Below are 25,202 nucleotides of genomic sequence, written 5' to 3'. Positions count from 1 at the left end.
CCCGGGCCTAGGCCCCCGCGATCTCGGCCTTCCGTTCCAGCCGCCGGGCATGCAGCACCGGCTCGGTATAGCCCGAGGGCTGGATACGGCCCTTGAAGACCAGATCGCAGGCGGCGCGGAAGGCCACGCCGTCGAAGTCCGGCGCCACCGGCCGGTAGGCCGGGTCGCCCTCGTTCTGGCGGTCGACCACCTCGGCCATGCGGCGCATCACCTCGGCCACCTCATCCTCGGTCACCACGCCATGATGCAGCCAGTTGGCGATATGCTGGGCCGAAATCCGGCAGGTAGCGCGGTCTTCCATCAGACCGATATCGTTGATGTCGGGCACCTTGGAACAGCCCACGCCCTGGTCGATCCAGCGTACCACATAGCCGAGGATCCCCTGGGCGTTGTTCTCGACCTCGCGGACGATCTGGGGCCGCGACCATTTGCGGAAGGTGGCCAGCGGAATGTCGAGGATGCCGTCGACATGGGCCCGCCGCCCGCCCGCCTTCAGGCTCGCCTGCACCGCGAAGACATCGACCTGGTGATAATGCAGCGCATGCAGCGTCGCGGCCGTGGGCGACGGCACCCAGGCGCAGGTGGCGCCGGCCTTGGGGTGTTCGATCTTCGTGGACAGCATCGCCGCCATCTTGTCGGGCATCGCCCACATGCCCTTGCCGATCTGGGCCTTGCCCGACAGTCCGCATTCGAGCCCGATATCGACGTTGAGGTTCTCGTAGGCCGTGATCCAGGACTTGCGCTTGATGAAGTCCTTGCGGCTGAAGGGCCCGGCCTCCATCGAGGTATGGATCTCGTCTCCGGTGCGGTCGAGGAAGCCCGTATTGATGAAGGCCACCCGGTGCTTCGCCGCGCGGATGCACGCCTTGAGATTGACCGAGGTGCGGCGCTCCTCGTCCATGATGCCGAGCTTGACGGTATAGCGCGGCAGGCCCAGCATCGCCTCGACCCGGGTGAAGGTCTCGTCGGCGAAGGCGACCTCGTCGGGGCCGTGCATCTTGGGCTTGACGACGTAGATCGAGCCCGCGACCGAGTTCCGCGCGCCGTCGGTCTTCTTCAGGTCATGCATCGCGATCAGAGTGGTGATGGCCGCGTCCATCAGCCCCTCGAAGATCTCCTGGCCCGCGCCGTCGCGGATCGCGGGGTTGGTCATCAGATGGCCGACATTGCGCACCAGCATCAACGCCCGGCCCTTGACCGCAAGCGGGCTGCCATCGGGCGCGATGAAGTCAAGATCGGGCGACAGCGCCCGGGTCAGCCGCTCGCCGCCCTTCACGAAATCGGTCGACAGATCGCCCCGCATCAGCCCCAGCCAGTTGCGATAGGCAACGGTCTTGTCGACGGCATCGACGCAGGCGACCGAATCCTCGCAATCCATGATCGCCGAAACGGCGCTTTCCAGCCGCATGTCCGCAAGCCCCGCCTGATCGCGGGCGCCGACCGGATGGGTGCGGTCGAAGACCAGCTCGACATGCAGGTTGTTGTTCTTCAGCAAGACCGCGTCGGGTGCACGCGGATGGCCGCGATAGCCCACGAATTTGGCCGGGTCTTCCAGCGGATGGTCGTCGACCAGCAGCGCGCCGCCCTGAACATGGTAGCGCCGGGCATCGGCATGGCTGGTGCCCGAGACCGGAAACGCCTCGTCCAGAAAGACCCGCGCCCGGGCCACCACGCGCGCGCCCCGGCCGCGGTCGTAGCCGCCCGCAGGGATCGGACCGCCCATCGCGTCGGTGCCGTAAAGCGCGTCGTAGAGGCTGCCCCAACGCGCATTGGCCGCGTTCAGCGCATAGCGCGCATTGGTGATCGGCACCACCAGCTGCGGTCCCGGCACCGAGGCGATCTCGGGGTCGAGCCCCTCGGTCTCGATCTCGAAATCCCCGCCCTCGGGCAGCAGATAGCCGATCTCTTCCAGAAAGGCCTTGTAGGCCTCGTGATCGTGCGGCGCACCGCGCCGGGCCTGATGCCAGGCGTCGATCTGCACCTGCAGCTTGTCGCGCGTCTCCAGCAGCGCCCGGTTCCTCGGCGTCAGGTCGTGCACAAGCCCGGCCAGCCCCTCCCAGAACCGGTCGGGCGCGACCCCGGTGCCCGGCAGGGCCGCCTCTTCGATGAAGGCGGCCAGTTCGGCCGCGACCTCAAGTCCGGCCTTCGATACATAGCCTTCGCGCGCGTGTTTCCCGGTCACGGCGGTCTCCTGTCCTGATGGTTCCCGTTGCGGTCAGACCAAGTCCGGCCGACTTTGGCAAGTCCCGATGGACCGACCCTATCCGGCAGGCCGATTCTGCGGTATGATCCTTGGCAGGGGCCTGCCGCGATCGGTTCCTGTTCAGCTGCCGGGCGTCGTCTCTGCCGGTCGCGGCCTGCCCCATCGGTTCCGGATCGACCGACCCCGACGGGGTCCGCCTGTCTCTCCCTTCAGCCCCCTGCCCCTTTGTGCCAGGCCTTCCGCCGCGTCGCCGGTGCCGGGCACCTGTCCCGGACGGCCGATCTGCGCTAAGCCGATGGGCGGATCGCTTGGACCGGAGACGCCCCGATGCCCTATCGCCCCTGCCCCGAGCCCGCCGCCGCCGCCACCACGCGCGAGGGGCCGCTGACCGGGCTTCGCGTGGTCGAGATGACGGGGCTTGGCCCCGCCCCCTATGCCGCGATGATCCTGGCCGATCTGGGCGCGCAGGTGATCCGCATCGACCGGCCCGGCGGCTATCCCGCGCCCGATCCGGCGCTTGACCCGGCCGCGGCCGGGCGCGCTGCGGTGACCTATCGCTCGCGCCCCCATGTCCGGGTCGACCTCAAGACCGACGCCGGCCGGGGGCTGGTTCTGCGTCTGGTGACCGAGGCCGACGCACTGATCGAGGGGTTCCGCCCCGGCACGATGGAGCGGCTGGGCCTCGGCCCAGAGCCCTGCCTCGCCGCCAATCCGGCCCTGGCCTATGTGCGCATGACCGGCTGGGGGCAGAACGGGCCGATGGCCGGAATGGCCGGGCATGACATGAACTTCACCGGGCTTTCGGGCGCGCTGTCGCTTTTCGGGCAGGACGGGCGGGTGCCCAAGGGCATGCCGCCCCTGATGGGCGACATGGGCGGCGGCGCGCTTTTCGCCGTCGTGGGCTGTCTCGCGGCGGTGATGAACGCCTGGCGCTGCGGCGAGGGCCAGGTGGTCGATGCCAGCATCCTCGACGGGTCGGCCAGCCTTTATGCGATGGTGTCGGGGATGGCGGCCCTTGGCCTGCACGACGCGCCCCCGGGCGGCAACATGCTGGACGGCGGGCGGCATTGCTATCGCACCTATGTCTGTGCCGATGGCGGAGCCGTCGTCGTGGCGGCGATCGAGCCCGCCTTCCGCAAGGTCCTGCTGGATCGGCTGGGGCTGGCGGACGACCCGCAATTCCTGTCCGGCCGGGCCGAGGACGAGGCCGATTGCACGGCACGCCTGGAGGCGATCTTCGCCAGCCGGCCGCGCGATCACTGGGCCGCGCTTTTCGACGGAAGCGACGGTTGCGTGACGCCGGTTCTCGACCTTGCCGAGGCGCCGGGATCGGCCCAGGCGCGGGCGCGTGGCCTGTTCGAGACCGTCGACGGCGTGGTGCAACCGGCCCCCGCGCCCCGCTTCGGCCGCACCCCGGGCCGGATCGCGCTCGGCCCCGAAAGCGCCAGCCGCCCGGCCCCCCGCGCACTTTGCGACTGGGGCCTGACGGAGGCCGAGATCGATGCGCTGATCGGCGCGGGCGTCCTGTCCGACGCGGACTGAGATCGCCGCCCAGTGCCGATGATCGGGCGCCGCGCCGCGCGTCAGGCCGCCGCCCGGCGCGCGGCATAGAGCCGTCGCACGCCCATGGCGATGGCGCCCTCGATGGGCAGCCAGGCCAGGCAATAGGCCCAGACCAGAAGTGCCGCAGTCCAGCCGATGGGGGTGACGAGCACCCCATAGACCGCGATCAGCGTGCCGATCACCTGGGTCGCCTCGGTGGTCGCAAAAAGCTTCCAGTCGGGCCAGGGCCGGGTCCAGAACCAGTTCTGGTTGCGGGTGACGTACAGCGTCATGTGGCCGGACACGAGGAGCTTGAGGAAGATCAGCGTCTGGATCGTCTCGCGCGGCAGGTGCATCACGCTGTCGACATACCAGAACAGCAGGAAGGTCTCGACCACGCCCATCACCCCCAGCGTCGACGCGATGGTGATGACGCGGCGCATGTCCCAGCGGACAGGTTTGGGCGACACGGCCACGTTGTCGAAGGCGATCATCATGATCGGGAAGTCGTTGAGCACGGCCAGCAGCACGATCATGATCGCGGTGACCGGGTAGACGTCATAGGCCAGGATCGCCAGCGCCATGAACAGCAGCACCCGGATCGTCTCGGCGATGCGGAAGGTCGCGTAGCTGGTCATCCGCTCGAAGATGCGGCGGGCCTCGGCGATGGCCTCGGTGATGATCGACAGGCCCTTTTCAGTCAGCACCAGATCGGCGGCGGCGCGCGCGGCGTCGGTCGCCCCGCTGACCGCGATCCCGGCATCGGCACGCTTCAGCGCGGGGGCGTCATTCACCCCGTCGCCGGTCATCGCGACGATGCTGCCGCCCTGCTGCAGCACCTCGACGATACGGAACTTGTGTTCGGGCAGAACGCGCGCAAAGCCGTCGGCCGCGCGCACCCGCGCCTCGACCTCGGCCGGGTCGCCCTCCAGAAGCTGGCCCGCCGGGTACATCGCCTGCCCAAGACCCAGTTGCCCCGCGATCTGGCGTGCGATGGCCTCGTGATCGCCGGTGATCATCTTGACGGTGACCCCCATCTCGCCGGCCTTCGCGATGGTCTCGGCGGCATCGGGCCGGGGCGGATCGAAGATCGGGATCAGCCCGAGGAACTGCCAGGCGCCCTCGCCTTCGGCCCGGGCCGCACCGATGGCGCGGAACCCCTGGGCCGCCAGGGCATCGACCTCGGCCTCGAGCGCGGTCCGCGCCACACCTTCAAGCCCCGCGAGATCTAGGATCACCTGCGGCGCGCCCTTGGCAAAGCGCCAAGTTTCGTCGCCGCGCCGGGCCTCGGCCAGCGTCCGTTTCGAAACCGGATCGAAGGGCGTGAAGGTCGAAAGCTTGTAATCGCGCCGCGCCTCGATCCCGTCGGCGGCGGCCAGCACCGCCTGGTCGATGGCGTCAGGCGCATTGGCATTGCAGGCAAGCGCCGCGGCCAGCAGCAGATCGTCTGCCGTCGCGCCCGCCGCGGGGCGCGGGGTTTCGACGGTCAGCTGGTTCAGGGTCAGCGTGCCGGTCTTGTCGGAACAGAGCACATCGACGCCCGCCATCTCCTCGATCGAGACCAGCCGCGAGACGATGGCCTTCATCCGCGCGAGCCGCTCGGCGCCCACCGCCATCGTCACCGACAGCACCGTGGGCAAAGCCACCGGAATGGCGGCAACCGTCAGGATCAGGGCGAATTGCACGGTCTGCCACAGCGGATTCTGGCGCCAGATCGAAACAATCAGGATGATGGTGACCAGCACCAGCGCGGCGACGATCAGGAAATTCCCGATCCGCATCACCGCCTGCTGGAAATGCGAGGGCCGCTCGGGACCCTGCACCAGCGCCGCGGTGCGGCCGAAATAGGTCCTCATGCCGGTCGCGGTGACCTCGCCCACCATCTCGCCCAGCCGCACGACCGAGCCCGAATAGGCGGTGTCGCCGACCGCCTTGTCGACCGGCAGCGATTCGCCCGTCAGCGCCGCCTCGTCGGCCGAGAGATACTGCCCCTCGGTCAGGCGCAGATCGGCCGGGATGATGTTGCCGATCTCGAGCCGCACCAGATCGCCCGGCACCAGGTCCTTGGCGGCGATCTCCTGCCAGCGGCCGTCGCGCAGCACCCGGGCGGCGGGGGCAAGCTTCTGCTTGAGCAGGGCGATGGCCGAGTCGGCCTTGTTTTCCTCGAAAAAGCCGACGCCCGCATTGACCAGCAGCATGGCCAGGATCACGCCGAAATCGGCCCAGTCCGACAGGACCAGCGACAGGATCGCCGCGATCTCGATCAGCCAGGGGATCGGTCCCCAGAAATAGCCGAAGATCCGTTTCAGAAGGCTCCGATGCTCCTCGGCCAGCGTGTTCGGGCCGAACCGCGCCAGCCGGGCCGCGGCCTCGGCCGTGCTCAGCCCCTTTTGCGGGTCGGTGGGGGGCAGCGTCTTGCCCTCTGGCTGGTCCTGTGCGTCCATCACTTGCCTCCCTGTTCCGCGATCCACTCCGCGATGCCCGGCCAGACATCCGTCAAGGTGTGCCGCCCCATGAAGAGCCCGATATGCCCGCCCTTGGCCAGCAGCTTGCGAATCTGCGCCTTCGGCGTGCCCAAAAGATCCTCGGCAGCGAAGACCTGTTCGCGGGTGGTGATGTCATCGCTTTCGCCCGCCAGCAGGAAGGCCGGGCAGGTCACGTCCTTCAGCGACAGCCGCCGTCCGAGACCCACGAATTCGCCCTTGGCGAAGAGGTTCTGCTTGAACAGCAGGTCGATGGCCTGAAGGTAATAACGCCCCGGCAGGTCCAGCGGGTTTTCGTACCAGCGTTCGAAGGTCTCGGTCCGCTCGATATAGTTGCGGTCCTCGATATGGGCATACAGGTCGAGGAACTTGCCCAGATACTGCTTTTCCGCATGCATGTTCTTCCAGCCGGTCAGCATCAGGCTGCCCGACATCCGGCCATCATGGGCGGCCACCATCTTCTGATAGGCCGCAAGCGGCGTCTCATGTGCCATCCGGCGGATCGGCCCGTCGCCGGCATCGGTGTCGATGGGCGAGCCCGCCAGCACCAGCGCCGCCACCTTGGAGGGAAAGCGGGCGGCGACCATCGCCGACATCCAGCCGCCCTGACACAGACCGACCAAGATCGCGCGCCCACCGACCTCGTCGATCGCCACGTTGATCTCGGCCAGATACTTGTCGATGTCGAAATCGCGCATCTCGGGCGTGGCCGGTTTCCAGTCGGTGACCAGCACCCGGCCAAGCCCTGAGGCCAGAAGCGTCGCGGCCAGGCTTTGCCCCGGCGCGAAATCGGCGATGGTGGCGGAATGACCCGCATAGGGCGCATCGACGATCACCGGAAGCCCGGTGCCGCCGCCCCCGAAATCGCGCAGCCGCATGGTGTCGAGATCGAGCAGAACCTTGTTCGGACTGGCCCAGTCAGGCTCGGGCGGGGCCGAGATTTCGGCCGCTTCCTCCACGAAGCGCAGCCCGTCGGCCATCGCCTGATAGCCGGCCTCCTGCCAGCCGAGGACGGCGGCCATCGGCCAGAACCACGGCACGGATTGTTCGATATCCTGCGGTCTGTCGGTCATGGCGCGGCTCCTTCTGCGGACTGGACGTCGCCAGTCCCGCGGCCGCGTCGACCCCTGCGAAGGGGCGGGGCATCGAGGGCTTCGGGACGGCTCCGGAACGGATCTTGTCCCCGATATAGGGGGCCCGAATGTCCCCAGCGTTATGCCCGGCTTGCAAATATGTAAAGTGACAATGCTGCGATGCAGCGTGACGGGCGCCCAGCAGTCCGGAACGGCCGACAGGCCGGCGGGTGCCCGCCGCCGGCCGAAGGCTCACTTGGTCAGGATCAGCTTGCCCGAGCGGGTGATCCGCAGCGTGTAGGCCACGCCGTCGAGCACGATCACCGCAGTATTGCCGCCGCCGGTCAGAATCCGCGCATCGTGTTGATTGCTTTCGCCGCTGCTGTGGCGGATCGCCTGGACAAGGGTCATCGGGGCGCCCTCCCCGCCGGGCTGGCGGCTCTGGTCACCATGGTCGTGCGGGCGTTGGGTCGCTCCATTCTGTCCCTCCATTCCATTGCGGATTCTGCCGCGCAGCTCTGGCCTTCCCTCCCGTCCTGTGCCGCCGTCTCCGGCCCTGGTCCCGGACAGGGCAAGCGTCGTGCGCCCGGGTTCAGACGGGGACAGGTCCGGAAAAAACCGGCGTGGATGGGGGAAATCGGCTGGAAGAGTCATCGCGCGTTTCTGTCTTGATCGGGCAGGGGACCGGGCGACGAGCTGGGGCCTGACAAGTGACTGTGATGCGGCGCGCAAGCATGCGTCGCGTACCTGAGCATTTCTATCAACTTTCAACGGCGAGGAAAAGGGGCCTTTGCACCGCTCATGCGGAGCGTTGCCGAAACCGCGGGCGCTGCGCCGTAAACGCCCGAAAAAGAAACGGCCGCGGGGCGACCGCGGCCGGGACCGGACCTTTTACGGGACCGGACGGGGTCAGACCGGACCCTGGCGGCGCGCCTGCAGCGCGGCATGGACCAGCATCGCCAGATAGATCAGGTCGAGCGTGACCAGCAAAAGCCAGATGCGGGTGAACATCAGTCCGACCGCCGCCACCGTCGCGAACATCATCAGCCCGACCAGCGCGCGCGGAATGCGCATCGCCTTGGGCGAAAAGGTCTTGATCCGCGAAATCATCAGAAGACCCACCAGCCCGATCCAGAAGGCCACCAGATGCGGCGTCGCCCGCAGATCGACGATGCCTGACAGCGCCAGAAACAGCGGCAGCAGCCCCAGCATCGCCCCGGCCGGGGCCGGCACCCCGAGAAAGTGATGGCTGGTCTGCGCCTCGTTCTCGTCGCGCATGACGTTGAAGCGGGCCAGCCGAAGGCAACAGGCGGCGGCAAAGACCAGCACGAAGATCCAGCCGAAATTGTTCGAGGGCTCGAGGAAATAGCGATAGACCAGAAGGCCCGGCGCAACCCCGAAGCAGAGGAAATCCGACAGCGAATCGAGCTCGGCCCCGAAATTCGAGGTGGCGTTCAGGCGCCGCGCCAGAAGCCCGTCGAGCCCGTCCATCAGCGCTGCCAGCAGGATCAGCAGCGCCGCCCCGTCATAGCGCCCGTCCATCGCAAAGCGGATCGAAGTCAACCCCAGGCACATGCCCGACAGCGTCACCAGATTGGGCAGAAGCTGCAGGAACGGCACCTGGTCGCGGTGCTGCGGGTCGCGGCGGATGAACTTCTTCATCATCAGCCCTCCATGCGCTCAGGCGCCAAGATCTGCGATGACGGTTTCGCCCGCCACCATGGTCTGGCCGATGGCAACCCGCGGCTCCACGCCTTCGGGCAGGTAGATATCGAGCCGCGAGCCGAAACGGATCAGGCCGAAACGCTCGCCGGTCGCAAGACTCTGGCCCTCAGCGGTCCAGCACAGGATGCGCCGCGCGACCAGCCCTGCGATCTGCACCACGCCATAGCGGCGCCCGTCGGCCAGCTCGACCGCCAGCCCGTTGCGCTCGTTATCCTCGGACGCCTTGTCGAGCGAGGCGTTCAGGAACTTGCCGGGCCGGTAGGCGACCTTTGTCACCCGTCCCGCCGCGGGCAGCCGGTTCACATGGCAGTTGAAGACCGACATGAAGACCGAAACCCGGGTCATCGGCGCCGCCCCCAGGCCCAGCTCGGCCGGAGGCACAGCGGGTTCCAGCAGCGACACGATCCCGTCGGCAGGCGAGACCATCAGCCCCGGCCGGACGGGCGTTACCCGTTCGGGGTCGCGGAAGAAGTAATAGACCCAGACTGTCAGCCCGAGGCCGATCCAGCCCAGAGGCGTCCAGATCAGGAACAGAAGAACCGTCAGCCCCGCCGCGATGGCGACGAAACGGCGCCCTTCGGGATGCATCGGCTTGACGAAGGTGGACAGCATCGAAACGGTCATGAGCCCCGCCGGATTGATTGGTTTTCCCGTGAATAGTCCTTTGCGCAGGCGATGCAAACCGCAGATCGGCGCGGCGTCGGGCAGGCCGTGCCGAAGCATCCGGAAATTGACAGGAGGCGCCGCGTCGCGTTTTCGGCCCAAAGACCTGAGTGCCGCGCAGACCGAAGCGCCCGCGGGATTTGGCCCGGAACCAGCTCGGACCTCCCGGCGACCGGCCCCGCGCCGGCCCCGGACGGATCGGGCCTGGCGTCTGTGTCACTTGACGCAGAGGCTGAACGTATTCGCCGGGGACAATCCCGACGATGCAGATCTCAGCCTGGCCGGACCCGGCCGGACAGTGCTGCACCTCGGCTTCGGCGCAGAGCAGCAGAAGCTCTTGGCCCAGCGTGCGGGCCCTTTTCGCCCCCCCTGGCCCGGACCCGCCGGAGCCGGAGGACATCGCCTTTCTGAGCCGATGCGGGCGGTCGAGCCGATCTGGCGTCACCTCGATCATGACATCGCCGTCATGATCGAACCGGGACAGGATGAAATCATCGACGTCCGCAGTTCTGGCGAAGAACGCGTCGGCGGGTTTGACACGCTCCCGACGCGGCGGGGGCATCGATGCGCAGCAGATAGGGGCGATTGCATCTCCGGAATCCCCCAAGTCAAGGCCGAGCGCCCCGCTCGAATGCCCGGCTTTCAGCGCCTGCGCCGGGGCGCGGCCCTTCCGGACCGGATTGACCGCGTCCAGAATGCTTGTCCCCGCTGCATTGCAGCCTTTTCGCGAAACGGGATCTGCCAGGTCCTCAGCGGTGGCCGGACCATTTTCCGAAGCGCGACATATGGATCGAACGAGGAGGTGCGCCACGGGCTATCGAGAAATGTCGGGATGGTGAAACCTGGATGCTGGTAAAAGACCCGTCCGTGCGTCCGATGATCCATCTCGATTCGAAGCGGGCCTGATACGTGGGGCGGGTGCTCGAACGTGCCGTCATGCGCAGGAGATTTATCTCTGCCCGCATCATTCGGAACAGCAAAGCCGTGTCATTTATAGCATTTCGCGCCCTCCACGACATCGAGCGCACGATTGCCGCGATTCATCACGAAATTCTCCTGCTCAAAGCGCCCCGCTTCCGAAGCGCGAATTCGGGCGACATCGTCCCGGAGATCGAGGACCCGCCGCCTTGCCCGATCGTTTTCGCCCTTCAGACGCCCGGCCAGAATCGCACCGGCCGTCGGAATACGTCCCTTGGAAATGTCATTCCGCGTTTTCTGGTCCGCGCTCTCGCAGGCGAATATCTGGTCATGACCGTGATACCGGGATTCGGCAGATATGCAGGCAAGATCCGTCGCCGGGCCGCCATCCGGCCAGAAACTCTCTCGACCGACACATTCGCCGTCAGTCCGAAGGCGCGGGGGAAACCCATGCAATCCGATCCAAAATCGGGGATGTCGGTCTTCACCAACAGGCACTGCCCCGCGTCGGAATAGGGATTGATTTGACATTCCTGGACTTTCCGGCTTCTCTGCTTTGGCGCGCTTTTTCGCCCCTCCTGGGAGCCGACCCGGCCCTCTCCCGCTCCTCTCACGGCCAAGCCCGCCGCGGTTGCGACGCTCGCGGCACCTGTCAGGGCACTCCCGGAATATTCCAAAAACACGAATCTTCCCCGGAAAATGCGAAATTCGCACCTTCCCGCATTTCCCCCTTTTGCCTTTGAGGCGTGCCCGCCCATTGGCCCGCAATCGATCGCGAAGCCTTTCACCCAACCAACATCGCATTGACAGGTGTTTCTTCGCGTCCCTAAATTCGATTTCACAAATGCAATCCGAAACAAGGAGCAGCCCATGCGCGAAGAGGACGGTCCGCCGCCAGAGGTGGAAAGAGATACCGCCCTCTCTGCCAGGGCAGGCCCATCGACCGGCGGTGCGACAGCCAGAGCTGTCGGCGCCGCCTCGGGGCTGTCGGCGGTCGAGGATCTGGCCGAAAAGCTGCGCGCTCTGATCGCCGCCGAGGGCCTGCGCGTCGGCGACAGCCTGCCCACCGAGCGCGAACTTTGCGACCGGTTCCAGGCCAGCCGCAACACCGTGCGCGAGGCGATGCGCATTCTCAAGGCCTATGGCATCGTCACCGTCCGCCCCAAGGTCGGGGCCACCATCGTCGACGACCGGATGGAACGCGCGCTGGAGCTGTTTTCCTTCAACACGCTCGAGGTCTCGCGGAAGACCTTTTCGGACATCCAGGGCTTTCGCGGCCTGCTCGAGATCGCCAGCGTCGATCTGATCTTCGACCGGGTCGCCCGGGCCGACATCGCCGAGCTGCGTGACATCAACGAGGGGCTGCGCCGGGCGGGCAGCTGCGACGAGGCGGCCGAGATCGACTTTCGCCTGCATACGCGGCTGATCGCGGTGATGGGCAACAAGGCGATCCTCGACGTCTACAAGATCATGAAGCCGGTGATCCTGCGGATCATGGCCATCGGAAAGACCCAGCAGATCTATGCCACCGACACGTTTGGCGAACATGCCGGCATCCTCGACGCGCTGGAGGCCCGCGACCGGCTGGCTTACCAGTACCGCATGCGCGCACATCTGCAGGCGGGGGTGGGGAATTTCGACCGCTGATCGGGTCCTGCCAGGCCCCGACGGGGACGGCGCGGAAGGCGACCGGCAGCCCAAAGGGGGCGCCGGGCGAAAGGATCGACCGGGCCCAACAAGGCCCGGGCCAGAACCGCCCTTGACCTGCGCCGCGAGGAGGCGGCCCGGCAACAGGGGGCAAAAAGGAGTGCGAAAGAGCACCGAGGGAGGAAGACATGACGGCTGTTCGCCTGATCGCCCCCGCGCTGGCAGAGGTCGTGCTGTCATCGGGTCTGGCTCTGGCCGGTCCGCAAAGCGTGACCGGACCGGGCGCCGACCCGGCCTGCTTCGCGCCCTGGAGCGCCGAGACCGGCTATCTGCAATGGGCCCCGCGCGAGGGACCCTACCGGATCGCCATCGTCAACGGCTTTGTCGGCAACGGCTGGCGCATCCAGATGATCAAGACCGCCAAGGCCTTCGCCCAAGACCCCTCGATCCGCGACCGGATCGCCGAATTCAAGGTGGTCTCGACCGGCACCGACGCCGCCGTGCAGCTGGGCGCGATCGAGGATTTCATCAATCAGGGCTATGACGCCATCGTCACCATCGCGGTGGCGCCGGACGGCTTCGACCGGGTGATCCGGCTGGCCAGCCGCAACGACGTGGTGCTGGTGCCCTTCGACAATGTGCTCGGCACCGACAAGGAGCTCGGCACCGACAAGGTGATGCAGGTCAACGAGGACCAGCTGGCGATGGGCCGGACCTGGGCAGGCTTCGTGCTGGATCAGCTGAAGGCCGAGGGCAAGACCTCGGGTCGCATCCTCGAGTTGCGCGGGCTGCCCGGAAACTCGGTCGACCGCGACCGCTCGCTGGGCATCAACCGGGTGCTCGACGAGTCGGGCGGCGACTGGCAGAGGGTCTCGGTGGTGGGCAACTGGGATGACGGCACGGCGCAGAAGGTGGTGGCCGACGCCATCGCGGTGCATGGCCATTTCGACGCCATCCTCGCCCAGGGCGGAACCACCGGTGTTGTTCAGGCGATGCTCGATTCCGGCCATCCGATGGTGCCGGTCGCGGGCGAATCCGAAAACGGGTTTCGCAAGCTCGTCGCCCAGCATGCCGACGAGGGTCTGAAGGGCATCTCGATCGGCCAGTCGCCGGGTCTGGTGGCCATCGCGATGAAGGCCGCGATCTCGGCGCTCGAGGGCAATCCGATGCCGCAGCTGATTTCGGTCCCGCTTCCGGTTGCCACCTACGACCAGTTGCAGGACGGCGTGAACTACTGGAGCGACCTGCCCGACAGCTTCTCCACCGTGAACGCGTTTCCGCCCTGCGGCGTGAACATCACCGGACCTGCGATCATGGCACAGTCCGAGGCCGACACGAACTGACCGCCCGCCCCTGCCGCCCGCATGAAAGCGCGGCGGAGGGCCCCTGCCCTTGCCCCGGTCCCTGCCCCGGCCCGCCGCCTCGGAGTGCCCGCCCAATGCCCATCCCAGAGCCCGCGATCCGACTGTCCGGCGTCTCGAAGGCCTTTGCCGGGACGCAGGCGCTCGATGCGGTCGATTTCGCCTGCGAGGCGGGCTCGATCCATGCGATCCTCGGCGAGAACGGGGCGGGCAAGTCGACACTGATCAAGATCCTCGCCGGGGTGCTGCGGCCCGATAGCGGCGAGATCCGCCTGGCCGGCCGGCCCGTGCGCTTTGCCTCGCCCGCCGAGGCGGCCGCTGCGGGCATCGTCTGCGTCTTTCAGGAACTGTCGCTGATCCCCGACCTGACGGTGGCCGAGAACATCTCGGTGGCCGATCCGCCGCGCCGCTTCGGGCTGATCGACGGCCGCGCCCAGCGGCAGCGGGCCAAGGCGGTGCTGGCGCGGATCGGCTGCAACGGGTTCGACCCCGAAATGCCTGTTCGCGACCTGTCGCTGTCGCGCCGCCAGATGGTCGAGATCGCCAAGGCCCTGGCGCGCGACCCGAAGGTGCTGATCCTCGACGAGGCGACCTCGGCGCTTGGCGCGCAGGATGTCGAGACGGTCTACCGGCTGCTGGCCGATCTGCGCGCGCGGGGGGTCAGCTGTCTTTTCATCTCGCACCGGATGCACGAGGTCGACCGGCTGTGCGACCGGCTGTCGGTCTTTCGCAACGGTCGCCATGTCGAAACCTTCGCCCGTGGCACGCGCAGCGCGCCCGAGATCGAGCGGATGATGATCGGGCGCGACATCGTCGCGCATTTTCCGCCAAAGCCCGCCCCGGCCCCGCGCGCGCCGCATCTGAAGATCGACGACCTGCGCTGGCCGCCGCGGCTGACCGGGGTCGATCTGGCCCTTGGCCGGGGCGAGATCCTCGGTCTGGGCGGGCTTGACGGGCAGGGCCAGAAGGAATTGCTGCTGGCGCTTTTCGGGGTGTTGCGCGGGGGTTCGGGGCCGGTCACGCTGGGCGGGCGCACGGGGCTTCCGGGCTCGCCGGCCGCGGCGCGGCGCCCGCCCGCCCGGATCGCGCTGGTGCCCGAGGACCGCAAGACCGAGGGGCTGATGCTGCCGATGTCGATTGCCGACAACCTGCTGGCGGCCTCCTACGACCGGGTCTCGCGCGAGGGCATAGTTTCGCCCGCGCGCGAGGCCGCTGCGGTGCGCGAGGCCATCGCCCACCTGCGGATCAAGGCCGCCCGCCCCGGCGACGCGGTCGCCACCCTGTCGGGCGGCAACCAGCAGAAGGTGGTGATCGCCCGCTGGCTGATGACCGATCCCGATGTGATCCTGCTGAACGATCCGACCCGGGGCATCGACATGGGCACCAAGCAGGAAATCTACGCGCTGATGCGCGTGCTCGCCGACCGCGGCAAGGCGATCCTGTTCTATTCGACCGACTATGCCGAACTGATCGGCTGCGCCGACCGGGTGGCGGTGATGGTTGACGGCCGGATCGCGGCCGAGCTGTCGGGCACCGGTCTGACCGAAGAAGCGTTGCTGAGTGCGGCGCTGAATATCGGCCCGGCCCGCCCCCCCGCCGAGGTGCCGGCATGAGCCCGGGCCTTCGCAGGCTTGGGGCCAGGGCCGGCCGCAAGGCCGCACCGCTGGGGGCGCTGGCGCTCTTTCTGCTGCTGTATCTCGTCTACAACATGCTGCATCCGCGCGGGTTTTCGGGGGCCGTGCTGATCCAGAACGCCAATGAAAGCGTGGCGCTGGTGTTTCTGGCCATCGCCCAGACCCTGCCCGTACTGCTGGGCGGGCTCGACCTGTCGGTCGGCGCGGAGATGACGCTGGCCAATTGTCTCGCCTCCGAGCTGGTGACCGGGCCGCCCTTGCAGGTCGCGCTGGGCATGGCCGCGACGCTTCTGGCGGGAACCGCCTTCGGCGCACTGAACGGGCTTGTTGTGGTCTATGGGCGGCTGCAGCCGATCATCGCCACGCTGGCGACCGGCGCCATTGCCATCGGGCTGGCGCTGATCCTGAGGCCCCGCCCCGGTGGCCGGGTCGATGCCGATCTGAGCTGGGCGCTGACCAACGATCTGGCCGAGCTTGTCGCGACCTGGAACCTTGCCGACCCCGAGGCGGCCTGGCTGCGGCCGGTGGCCTGGATTCCGGTGCCGATCCTGATCGTGCTGGTCGTGGCGCTCGGGGTCTGGCTGCCGTTCCGGCGCAGCCTGACCGGGCGCACCGTCTATGCCATCGGCTCGGCCGAACCCGCAGCCGTCCTGTCGGGGCTGCCCGTCGCCCGGGCCCGGATCGCGGCCTTCACGCTGGCGGGCTTCTTCGCCGCTTGCGGCGGGCTTTGTCTTGCGATCCAGACCTCCTCGGGCAATGCCGATATCGCCCAGGCGGGAACCTACACGCTCAATTCCATCGCCGCGGTGGTGCTTGGCGGCACCTCGCTGATGGGGGGCGTCGACGGCGCGCTCGGGTCCATCGTGGGGGCGCTTTTGGTGCGCACCCTGTCTTTCTATTTCCGCATCCTCTCGGTCGACCCGCTGTTGCAGCCGCTGATCGAGGGCGCGGTGCTGCTGGCCGCAGTCAGCCTCGGCGCGCTGCGCACGCTGAGGGTGCGCAACCGTCTCGAGCTTTTCCGGTAGCAGGACCATGGCGATGACGTTTTCCCAGATTCCCCCCGAGACCCGGCCGGTCCTGATCGTCTCGGGCTTCGTTCTGGCGATCCTGGTGCTGGGCACGGCCTATACGCTGGCCACGGCGGGCACCGCGCCCTTGCTGATGCCGGGATACCTGTTGCAGCAATTGCAGACCGGTGCCTTTCTGGGGATCGTCGCGGCGGGGATGATGATGGTGATCCTGCTGGGGCATATCGACCTCTCGGTGCCCTGGACGATGACCGCCGCGGCGATGGTCGCGACCGCGGTCGGCGGCCCCTGGGCGATCCCGGCCGGGGTGGCGGTCTGGCTGGCCGCGGGGCTTTTCAACGGGCTCAGCGTCGCGGTGCTGCGGATCCCCCCGATGATCTTCACGCTTGGCGTCGATTCCGTGCTGCGCGGGCTGATGGTGACCCAGACGGGGGGCTTTGCGCCCCAGGACCGCGCCACCGGCACGATGCGCCTGCTGGCCGCCGGTAAGGTCGCGGACGTTCCGGCCGCGATCTTCGTCTGGCTGGCGGTGTCGGTCGCGATCGCCGTCCTGTTGCGCCGCACCGCCTTCGGCCGCGAGATCTATGCCACCGGCACCAGCGAGGCCGCGGCCTATCTGGCGGGCATCCGCACCCGCCGGGTGATCGTCGGCGCCTTCGCCGCGTCGGGGCTTTGCGCGGCGCTCGCGGGCGTGTTGCTGGCGGGCTATTCGGCCAGGGCCTATCAGGGCATGGCCACGCCGTTCCTGCTGCCGGCCATCGCGGCGGTGGTGATCGGCGGCACCCGTATCCTGGGCGGTCAGGGCCGCTATGCCGGGACCTTCGCCGGAGTGGTGCTGATCGTGCTTCTCAATTCCGTGCTGTCGATCATGCAGATGCCCGAGCCCGGGCGGCAGGTGATCTATGGCAGCTTCATCCTGTGCATGTTGCTGGTCCATGGCCGCAGTGCGCGTTTCCCCTCGTGAGGCCCCATGACCGAGACCGCCCCGCTTTATGACATCCGCGACGCCCGCTTCGCGCGGCTGATCCACACCCAAGCCCGGCTCGACCGGCTCTGGACCGGCGGGCGCTGGTGCGAGGGACCGGCCTGGTTTCCGGCCGGAAAATACGCGATCTGGTCCGACATCCCCAATGACCGGGTGATGCGCTGGGACGCGACCGACGGGTCGGTGTCGGTCTTCGAAAGCCCGGCGCTGAACCAGAACGGCCATGCGGTCGACCGCGAAGGCCGCCTGATCCGCTGCGAACATCGCGGCCGCGCCGTGACCAGGATCGAGCCCGACGGGACGCGGACCGTACTGGCCGACCGCTATCGCGGCAGGCGTCTGAACTCGCCCAATGACGTGACCGTGCGCGCGGACGGGTCGGTCTGGTTCTCGGACCCGACCTACGGCATCGACAGCGACTATGAGGGCGCCGCCGCCGAAAGCGAGATCGGGGCCCAGAACGTCTACCGGATCGGACCCGACGGTGCGCTTAAGGCCGTGGTCGAGGATCTGCGGCAACCGAACGGGCTGGCCTTTTCGCCCGATGGCAGCGTGCTTTACGTGTCGGATACCGGCATCACCCACGACCCCGCCTGCCCGCCCGAGATCCGCGCCTATCCGGTCTCGAACGATGGCATGAGGGTCGGCGAGGGCGTGCCCTTCTGCCGCTGCGAAACCGGCGTCTTCGACGGCTTCCGGCTGGACCGGGCCGGCAACCTCTGGAGCTCGGCCGGCGACGGCGTGCATTGCTTCGCCCCCGACGGCACGATGCTGGGCCGGATCGCGGTGCCCGAGACGGTGGCCAATCTCTGCTTCATCGGCCCCGCCCGGAACCGGCTGCTGATCTGCGCCACCAGCTCGGTCTATGCGATCTACGTCAACGCGACCGGGCTTTGAGCCGGTCCGGCCTTAGCCCTTCTCCCAGATCCGGCTGACCGCGCGGTCGAGCCAGGCCAGACCCGCAAGTGCCAGACCGAGCCCGACGAAGGACGCGACCCGCACCAACCCGGACAGCCCCGACATGTCGATCAGAAACACCTTGGCCACGGTCAGCCCGACCCCGGCCATGGCCAGCCGCCGCAGCACATGCGAGCGCGTCAGGACGGCCGCGACCAGACCCAGACCCGAGGCCAGCAGCAGCGCCAGCGTATAGCTGTAAAGCTCGCCATCGCTGGGCCCCGGCAGCGACAGATCCGGCCCGCGCCAGAGCCGCCGGATTTCAAGCCAGCCCCAGATGCCCAGCGCCCCCGCGGACAGCCCAGCCAGCCCCGGCCGCAACAGCCGCGCGCCCGGCCGCCCCGGCTCGCCCAGCCAGCGCGCCCCTCCCGCCAGCACGAAGGCCAGTGGCCAGAGCGCCAGCGCGAGACTGTCGAACACCGGCGGCCCGGCCACGCGGCGACTGGCAAGGCCGGGGTCGAGAAGCTGCGCCAGATCGCTCAGCAGCAGCACGCCCGCCGTCAGCGCCGAGAAGCTCAGGAGCGCCGCGAAGACGATCCGCAGCGGGCGCAGCAGGCCCGGATCGTGCGGCAGCCGCCAGAGTTGCGCCAAGGCGGCCAGCGTCCAGACCGTGGCGGTCAGGCCCATGCCCCAATGGGTCTCGAAACCCTCGGGTCCGGCCCAGCGCCGCAGCGCCACGGTGGCGGCGATGGCCGCCGTCGTCACCAGCGCGGAGTCGGCCAGCGCCCGCACCGCGCCCCGGTCGGGCCGCGCCAGCACCCGCATCGCGGCAAAGGCCGCAAGCGGCCCCAGATGGGCCAGCGCCGCATCGAGCGGCCCCGCGATGTCGATGGCCCAGTCGACGCCCGGGTCGATCACCAGCCGGTAGCCGATCACCGCCGCCCCCAGCTGCGCAAGCCAGCCCAGTGGCTGCATCGGATGCCGCCGGTCGATGGCGACCGCCGCGACCATCATTGCCGACAGCGCCAGGGTCAGCGCGGTCTTGGTCAGCACGAGGAACAGCGCCAGCCCGATCAGGATCAGCGCCGAGGCCGCGAAAAGCCCCGTCTCGAAGGCCCGGCCCTCACCGCCCAGCGCCGAGCGCCGCTCGGCCAGCAGCACCATCAGCGCCGCCCCGGCCATCACCGCCAGCGCCCAGGGATAGGCGCCCGTCACCGCGGCCGGGGCCCAGAAGACCTCGAGGATCAGCAGCGTCGCCGGAAGCAGCACCGCCGCCCCCAGCGCCCAGAACCCGCGATGGTCCGGGCCGCCGGGCTTGGCCTGGCGGAGCCGCTGGAAGGCGATGACCGACAGGGCCGCGCCACCTGCCGCCAGCCACCAGACGGTCGTGGGCGCCGAGCTTTCGGGCAAACGGTCGATCCCGGCTCGGAAGGCGCCGTAAAGCGGGCCGTCGCCTGCCGCATGCAGCGCAAGCGCCAGAAGCGCCGCGCCCCCGGGCAGGATCGCCAGATCCTCGAAGGCGGGCGCCCGGGGCAGCCCCAACACCGCCCCCGCGAAGAGCACCAGAAGCAGCGCAAAGCCGATGGCGGCCTCGGTCGGGCGCAGGGCGTCCAGCACCAGCAAAAGCCCCGCCCCGGAGGCCAGCGCCAGCCCGGCCGCCGCCAGCCAGGTCGGGAAGGCGGGCCGCGCGCCGCCAAGGCCCTCGGTCACGGTCGGGCCATCGGCGGCGGGCCGCAGGCTGCGCGCCGGGATCAGCGCCGTGCCGGCCGCCAGTGCCAGCGCGGCCAGCGCCAGCCCGCGCGCGTCGGGCGCATGGAGCCATAACAGCCCCAGCGCCCCCGCGGGCAGCGCCAGCGCCAGAACCGACACCCAGGCCCAGCGCCGGAAGGTGTCGATGCCCAGCCCGGCAAGCCCCACCATCGCGAAATAGGGGTAAAGCAGAACCGCCTTGTCCGAGGACCCGCCGACGAAGAAGGGCGCCGCCGTGGCCCCCAGAAGCCCGATGGCCGACAGCACCGGCCCGTAAAGCCAGCCCAGCAGCATCGCCACCACCGAGACCGCCGCCATGCCCGCGAGCGCCGGAACCGATCCGATCAGCCCGTAAAGCGCATGCGCCGAGAGAATCGCGATGAACAGAACGACCGTGCCCGCGCCCGAGAAGGTCGAGGGCAGGTGGCGCAGGTTCGGCGCCGCGGTGTCGCCGTGGCGCCGCCGGATCGCCTCGCCGGCCGCAATCAGCGCGGCCCCCAACACCAGCGCCCCCAGCACCCGGAGCGGCGGGGTCAGCAGACCCTGCTCGACCCCGTATTGCACCATGAAGAGCCCGCCAAGGATCAGCGACAGCGCGGCCAGCGCCAGCGTCCAGTTTTCCCGCAGCCAGGTGCCAACACGGTCGGCGACCGCAGGCGTCGCGGGCAGGGTCCGGGCGGCGGCCGCCTCGGTCTCGGGCGCGGCCGGGAGCGGCATCGCTGGCGGCGCGGCGGGCTCGGGCGGCACTGCGGCCGGTTCGGGCAGGTCGCGCGCCGCGACCGGCGGCGGGACCGCCGGGGTTTCCGTCGCAGGCGCCTGTTGCGCCCCGTCGCGGCGCAGCACCGCGATGTCTTCGGCCAGGGCCGCGACCCGGGCTTCGAGCGCGCCGGTGGTCTGCCGCAGCCCCAGATAGGCCAGCAACAGCGCCGGCAGGCCGATCAGGACCAGAAGGCCGTAGACCACCCCGAACAAAACCCACAAGACTTCCATGGCACCCCTTCCCGCTTGCCCGGCGCGCAGTCTCGCCCCGAGCCCCGCCCGGCGCAAGGTCCCGCGCGAGAACCCGTGCGGCCGGATTCCGCCGCTTGGCTGCGGCCGCCCGACAGGCTAGGGTGTCGCCCCCTGACCCAGACTTCGGACCGCCATGACCGCCGATCTTGCCCCCCGCATCGCCCGCACCATCGCAACCGAAATCGGCGCCCAGCCGCATCAGGTCACCGCCGCGGTCGAACTGCTTGACGGCGGCGCCACGGTGCCCTTCGTCGCCCGCTATCGGAAAGAGGCGACCGGCGGGCTCGACGATACCCAATTGCGCGATCTGGCCGAACGGCTGGCCTATCTGCGCGAACTCGAGGCGCGGCGGGCGACGATCCTCGAGTCGGTGCGCGAGCAGGGCAAGCTGACCGAGACGCTTGAGGCCGAGATCCGGAAGGCCGAGACCAAGGCGGTGCTGGAGGACCTGTACCTGCCCTACAAGCCCAAGCGCCGGACCCGCGCGATGATCGCCCGCGAAAACGGGCTCGGCCCGCTGGCCGAGGCGATCCTTGGCGACCGCGGCGGCGCCCCCGAGGCGCTGGCCGAGGGCTATCTTTCCGAGGCCGTGCCCGACGTGAAGGCGGCGCTGGCGGGCGCGCGCGACATCCTTGCCGAGGGGCTTGCGGAAAATGCCGACCTGATCGGGCGGCTGCGCAGCTTCCTGCAGGACAGCGCGCTGGTCACGGCCAAGGTGGTCGAGGGGCAGGAACAGGCCGGCGCCAAGTTTTCGGACTATTTCGACCATTGCGAGCCCTGGGCCACGATGCCGAGCCATCGGGCGCTGGCGATCATGCGCGGGTCGAAAGAGGGCGTGCTGACGGTCGATATCGGCCCCGAACCCGAAGAGGGGCTGCCCCGGGTGCAGGCCATGGTGGCGGGCGCGCTCGACGTACGGGGCGACGGTCCCGGCGACCGCTGGCTGCGCGACGCGGCGGGCTGGACCTGGCGCACCAAGCTGAGCCTGTCGATGATGCTGGACCTGATGGGCGATCTCAGGACCCGCGCACAGGACGAGGCGATCCGGGTCTTTGCCCGAAATCTCAAGGACCTGCTGCTGGCAGCACCTGCGGGCGCAAAGGTCACGATGGGGATCGACCCCGGCATCCGCACGGGCTGCAAGGTGGCGGTGGTCGATGCGACCGGCAAGCTGCTGGACACCGCCACGATCTATCCCTTCCAGCCGAAGAACGACCTTCGGGGCGCACAGGCGACGCTGGCCACGCTGATCCGCACGCATGGGGTCGATCTGATCGCCATCGGCAACGGCACCGCGAGCCGCGAAAGCGAACGGATGGTGGCCGAGCTGCTGGGCGACCTGCCCGCGCCGAAACCGAAGAAGGTGATCGTCAGCGAGGCGGGCGCCTCGGTCTATTCGGCCTCGGAACTGGCGGCGAAGGAATTTCCCGGGCTCGACGTGTCGCTGCGGGGGGCCGTCTCGATCGCGCGGCGGCTGCAGGACCCGCTGGCGGAACTGGTCAAGATCGAGCCAAAGGCCATCGGCGTCGGCCAGTACCAGCACGATGTCGATCAGCACCGGCTGGCCCGGGCGCTGGACGGTGTGGTCGAGGATGCGGTGAACGCCGTCGGCGTCGATCTGAACATGGCCTCGCCCTCGCTACTCGCGCGGGTTTCGGGGCTGGGCGGGTCGCTGGCCGAGGCCATCGTCGCCCATCGCGACGCGAACGGCGCCTTTTCGAAACGCAAGGACCTGCTGAAGGTCGCGCGTCTCGGGCCCCGCGCCTTCGAGCAATGCGCGGGCTTCCTCAGGATCACCGGCGGCGACGAACCTCTCGATGCCTCGGCGGTCCACCCCGAGGCCTATGACGTCGCGCGCCGGATCGTGGCCAGCTGCGGGCGCGACCTGCGCGCGGTGATGGGCGACGAGGCCCGGCTGGGCGCGCTCGACCCGATGGAATTCGTCGATGACCGGTTCGGCCTGCCGACCGTCAGGGACATCCTGTCGGAACTGGCCAAACCCGGGCGCGACCCGCGGCCCGAATTCGTGACGGCAAGCTTCGCCGACGGCGTCGAGGACATCACCGACCTGCGCCCGGGGATGCTGCTGGAAGGCACGGTGACCAACGTCGCGGCCTTCGGTGCCTTCGTCGATATCGGCGTGCATCAGGACGGTCTGGTCCATGTCTCGCAACTGGCCGAACGGTTCGTGAAGGACCCCCACGAAGTCGTGAAGGCGGGCGACGTGGTGAAGGTCCGCGTGGTCGAGGTCGATGTGCCGCGCAAGCGGATCGGGCTGTCGATGCGCAAGGAGGGCGGGACCGAGGCGGCCCCCCGCGACGTCGCGCGCGGTGCGGCGGGCAAGGGGCCGGGACGCGGGCCGGGTCCGAAAGGATCGGGCAAGGGACCGGGGAAAGGCCCCCGAAACGGCCCGTCGCGGCACAGTTCGGGGCCTGGCGGCAAAGCCTCGGACGCCGCGCCCGGGGCCCTTGGCGCGGCGTTGCTGGACGCGATGAAGCGCCGCTAGGCCAGCGCCGCACCGGTCCGGGCGCGCCGCGTGCGGACGGCGGTCTTCTTCCGTCCGTCGCCAGATCGTCCCCCCGTCGCCGCACAGCGCATGGCCGGGCGAAACGCGCCTGCGCGAAAGCTCCGGCAGGCGGGCGGGCGGGAGGAGGCAGGCGGGCGGGAGAGCGCCCAGACCCCCGCCGCGACGCCGGTTCGATTGACGCGGCAGGGCCGATCTGCCATGCCGCCAGCGCTTGGGCTGCGAGGGCAAGATGCAAGACAAACCGCTCGAATCCATCGAACTGGACCTGCTGGCGATCATCCGCCAGATCCATGCCGAAGAAGGCCCCTTCGGGCGCGACCTGCTGCTGGTGCGGGCGCGCGGGCGGGGACTTGAGGTCTCGCGCCCGCTGGGACGGCTGAAGGCGCTGGGGCTGGTCGAAGAGATCCAGCGCAAGCCTTTCATTCTGCGCCGGGTGTTCGGCGCGAAGCCCGTCGCCCTGCTGCGCCCGACGGCCGCCGGTCTGGCCTTGGGCGAAACCGCTGCCGAGGAGAGCCCGGCCGAGGTGGCCGCCGAAACTCCGGCCAAACCGCCGGTGAAGGCTTCCGCCAGGACCGCCGCCGCCAAAGTCGCCAGCAAGCCCGAGGCCAGCAAGCCCGAGGCCAGGGATCCCGCGCCGGAAGCCCCGGCCAAGGTCGAACCCGCACAGCAACCGGCGCCTGTCCAGCAACCGGCCGATCCGTCCCCGGCAACCGAGCCCGCGCCCCAGACCCCGCCCGCCGATTTGCCGAAACCCGAAGCCGAAGCTCCCTCGCCGACACCGGCGGCCGACGATCTGCCCTTGCCGATGCCGCGCCGCGCCGCGCCGCGCAACGTGCGCGGCTATACCGAAGAGCTGGGTGGCAGCCCCGCTGCGGTGAAGACGGTGCCGCTGCGCCACAATGCCGACCCGGCCCTGATGGAGAACCTTCGCGAGGCGCTGGCGGTGATCGGGATCGAGATGACCTTTGCCGGAGAGGCCCTGATCGCCGACCGGATGGAGCATGGCGCCTCGATCGGCGAGGCGCTGTCGCAGGTCGTGCTTTTCGCCTTTGCCCATGCGGTGGCCGAGGATGCCCGCGAGGGCGGCCAGCTTCAGGCGATGGGCCTGACCGACTATGCGGTCGACGTGATCGCCGAATTCGAGCGGCTGCGCGATGCGGGCGAGATTTCCGGGGACCGTCTGGAAGAGGACATGCGTCGCCTCTGGACGCTGGTCGGCGACAGCCCCGAGCGGCTGAGCCTGGCCCAGGAACTGCTGGCCGACCCTGTGGGCGGGCTGACGCCGCCCGCGCTTCTGCCCGAGGACCTTCGCCCGGCCGAAGACGCCTGAACGGCACCTGTCGCCCGTCACGCAGCCCGGCGGGGCGGGCGCATGCGCGGCCCGGTATCAGGCCGCGCTGGTCTCGATCAGCGCATCATGGACCATGCGTTCGGTGAACGGCCGCAGCAACAGGCGCCACCCCTCGCCCATGACCCGTTCGACATCCTCGCCAAGGGTCAGAACCAGACGGGCGCCGTGCTTGGCAAGATGGGCCGCAAGGCCGCTGGACAGCGCATCGTCGACCCGCATCTCGAGAAACGCCGCATCGACCGCCCCGACGTCTTCGAGCGCAGGCGTCACCTGTTCGATCGACGAGAAATGCATCACGCGGCACGGCCCAAGGGATTCGATCGCCTGAATGAGGTCGGCCGAAATCAGGGCGTCCCTTTCAAGCACCACATAAGTCGGGCAGTACGTCGTGAAAGGCGCAGCCGC

Annotated in this window: 18 protein-coding genes; 10 read left to right on the top strand and 8 right to left on the bottom strand. The window is 69.0% G+C overall.

Going from position 1 to position 25,202, the window contains the following annotated elements; genetic code table 11:
* Positions 1-7 precede the first annotated feature (7 nt).
* Positions 8-2,182 (bottom strand): malate synthase G, encoded by a 2,175-nt coding sequence (locus BYZ73_RS10995; protein WP_112315983.1) that lies wholly within the window; start codon positions 2,180-2,182, stop codon positions 8-10.
* 348 nt (positions 2,183-2,530) lie between these two features.
* Here BYZ73_RS10995 and BYZ73_RS10990 point away from each other — a divergent pair, with 348 nt between their 5' ends.
* Positions 2,531-3,745 carry a CaiB/BaiF CoA transferase family protein gene (locus tag BYZ73_RS10990; RefSeq protein WP_112315982.1) on the top strand — a complete coding sequence of 405 codons (1,215 nt, stop codon included), beginning with the start codon at positions 2,531-2,533 and terminating at the stop codon, positions 3,743-3,745.
* Between the two features lie 41 nt (positions 3,746-3,786).
* Here BYZ73_RS10990 and BYZ73_RS10985 read toward each other — a convergent pair whose 3' ends face one another.
* From BYZ73_RS10985 to BYZ73_RS10965, 5 genes are all read right to left on the bottom strand, one after another.
* Positions 3,787-6,189 carry a plasma-membrane proton-efflux P-type ATPase gene (locus BYZ73_RS10985; protein ID WP_112315981.1) on the bottom strand — a complete coding sequence of 801 codons (2,403 nt, stop codon included), beginning with the start codon at positions 6,187-6,189 and terminating at the stop codon, positions 3,787-3,789.
* Entirely contained in the window at positions 6,189-7,301 is a 1,113-nt protein-coding gene (locus tag BYZ73_RS10980; RefSeq protein WP_112315980.1) for an alpha/beta fold hydrolase, read from the bottom strand. The genes BYZ73_RS10985 and BYZ73_RS10980 overlap by 1 nt, the downstream gene beginning before the upstream one ends.
* Positions 7,302-7,553: 252 nt before the next feature.
* Positions 7,554-7,712 (bottom strand): hemin uptake protein HemP, encoded by a 159-nt coding sequence (hemP, locus tag BYZ73_RS10975; protein WP_075786720.1) that lies wholly within the window; start codon positions 7,710-7,712, stop codon positions 7,554-7,556.
* A 498-nt stretch (positions 7,713-8,210) separates the two neighbouring features.
* Positions 8,211-8,963: a CDP-diacylglycerol--serine O-phosphatidyltransferase gene (gene pssA, locus BYZ73_RS10970; protein WP_112316052.1), complete on the bottom strand. Its 753-nt coding sequence runs from the start codon at positions 8,961-8,963 to the stop codon at positions 8,211-8,213.
* Between the two features lie 18 nt (positions 8,964-8,981).
* The gene (locus tag BYZ73_RS10965) at positions 8,982-9,650 is read right to left on the bottom strand and encodes a phosphatidylserine decarboxylase (protein WP_112315979.1); all 669 of its coding nucleotides are present in this window, start codon (positions 9,648-9,650) and stop codon (positions 8,982-8,984) included.
* Positions 9,651-10,625: 975 nt separating this feature from the next.
* Between BYZ73_RS10965 and BYZ73_RS22385 the strand changes: the two genes are divergently transcribed.
* From BYZ73_RS22385 to BYZ73_RS10935, 7 genes are all read left to right on the top strand, one after another.
* Positions 10,626-11,123 (top strand): hypothetical protein, encoded by a 498-nt coding sequence (locus BYZ73_RS22385; RefSeq protein ID WP_181498023.1) that lies wholly within the window; start codon positions 10,626-10,628, stop codon positions 11,121-11,123.
* Positions 11,124-11,477: 354 nt separating this feature from the next.
* Entirely contained in the window at positions 11,478-12,254 is a 777-nt protein-coding gene (locus BYZ73_RS10960) for a FadR/GntR family transcriptional regulator (RefSeq protein ID WP_108027278.1), read from the top strand.
* A 188-nt stretch (positions 12,255-12,442) separates the two neighbouring features.
* Positions 12,443-13,597: a sugar ABC transporter substrate-binding protein gene (locus BYZ73_RS10955; protein WP_112315978.1), complete on the top strand. Its 1,155-nt coding sequence runs from the start codon at positions 12,443-12,445 to the stop codon at positions 13,595-13,597.
* A 95-nt stretch (positions 13,598-13,692) separates the two neighbouring features.
* Entirely contained in the window at positions 13,693-15,228 is a 1,536-nt protein-coding gene (locus BYZ73_RS10950) for a sugar ABC transporter ATP-binding protein (RefSeq protein ID WP_112315977.1), read from the top strand.
* On the top strand, positions 15,225-16,274 hold the full coding sequence (locus BYZ73_RS10945) for an ABC transporter permease (RefSeq protein ID WP_112315976.1): 1,050 nt from the start codon (positions 15,225-15,227) through the stop codon (positions 16,272-16,274). The genes BYZ73_RS10950 and BYZ73_RS10945 overlap by 4 nt, the downstream gene beginning before the upstream one ends.
* A 13-nt stretch (positions 16,275-16,287) precedes the next feature.
* A complete protein-coding gene (locus tag BYZ73_RS10940; protein WP_245943118.1) occupies positions 16,288-17,241 on the top strand; it encodes an ABC transporter permease in 954 nt (317 codons plus the stop codon).
* 6 nt (positions 17,242-17,247) lie between these two features.
* Positions 17,248-18,159, top strand: coding sequence for an SMP-30/gluconolactonase/LRE family protein (locus BYZ73_RS10935; RefSeq protein ID WP_112315974.1), 912 nt, complete (start codon positions 17,248-17,250; stop codon positions 18,157-18,159).
* A 12-nt stretch (positions 18,160-18,171) separates the two neighbouring features.
* Here BYZ73_RS10935 and BYZ73_RS10930 read toward each other — a convergent pair whose 3' ends face one another.
* On the bottom strand, positions 18,172-20,898 hold the full coding sequence (locus BYZ73_RS10930; RefSeq protein ID WP_112315973.1) for a DUF2339 domain-containing protein: 2,727 nt from the start codon (positions 20,896-20,898) through the stop codon (positions 18,172-18,174).
* A 154-nt stretch (positions 20,899-21,052) separates the two neighbouring features.
* Here BYZ73_RS10930 and BYZ73_RS10925 point away from each other — a divergent pair, with 154 nt between their 5' ends.
* Together BYZ73_RS10925 and BYZ73_RS10920 are read left to right on the top strand one after the other, a co-directional pair.
* Positions 21,053-23,425, top strand: coding sequence for a Tex family protein (locus tag BYZ73_RS10925; protein WP_112315972.1), 2,373 nt, complete (start codon positions 21,053-21,055; stop codon positions 23,423-23,425).
* A gap of 250 nt (positions 23,426-23,675) precedes the next feature.
* Positions 23,676-24,776, top strand: a complete 1,101-nt coding sequence (locus BYZ73_RS10920) for a hypothetical protein (protein ID WP_146746285.1) — start codon at positions 23,676-23,678, stop codon at positions 24,774-24,776.
* A 57-nt stretch (positions 24,777-24,833) separates the two neighbouring features.
* Here the strand turns inward: BYZ73_RS10920 and BYZ73_RS10915 are convergent, their stop codons facing one another.
* The gene (locus BYZ73_RS10915) at positions 24,834-25,163 is read right to left on the bottom strand and encodes a hypothetical protein (protein ID WP_181498022.1); all 330 of its coding nucleotides are present in this window, start codon (positions 25,161-25,163) and stop codon (positions 24,834-24,836) included.
* Positions 25,164-25,202 lie beyond the last annotated feature (39 nt).

It is taken from the genome of Rhodovulum viride (assembly GCF_003265965.1).
Taxonomy (GTDB): Bacteria; Pseudomonadota; Alphaproteobacteria; order Rhodobacterales; family Rhodobacteraceae; genus Rhodovulum; species Rhodovulum kholense.
Note: the sequence above shows the minus strand (reverse complement) of the source record. Positions and strands in the feature narration are given on the sequence as shown.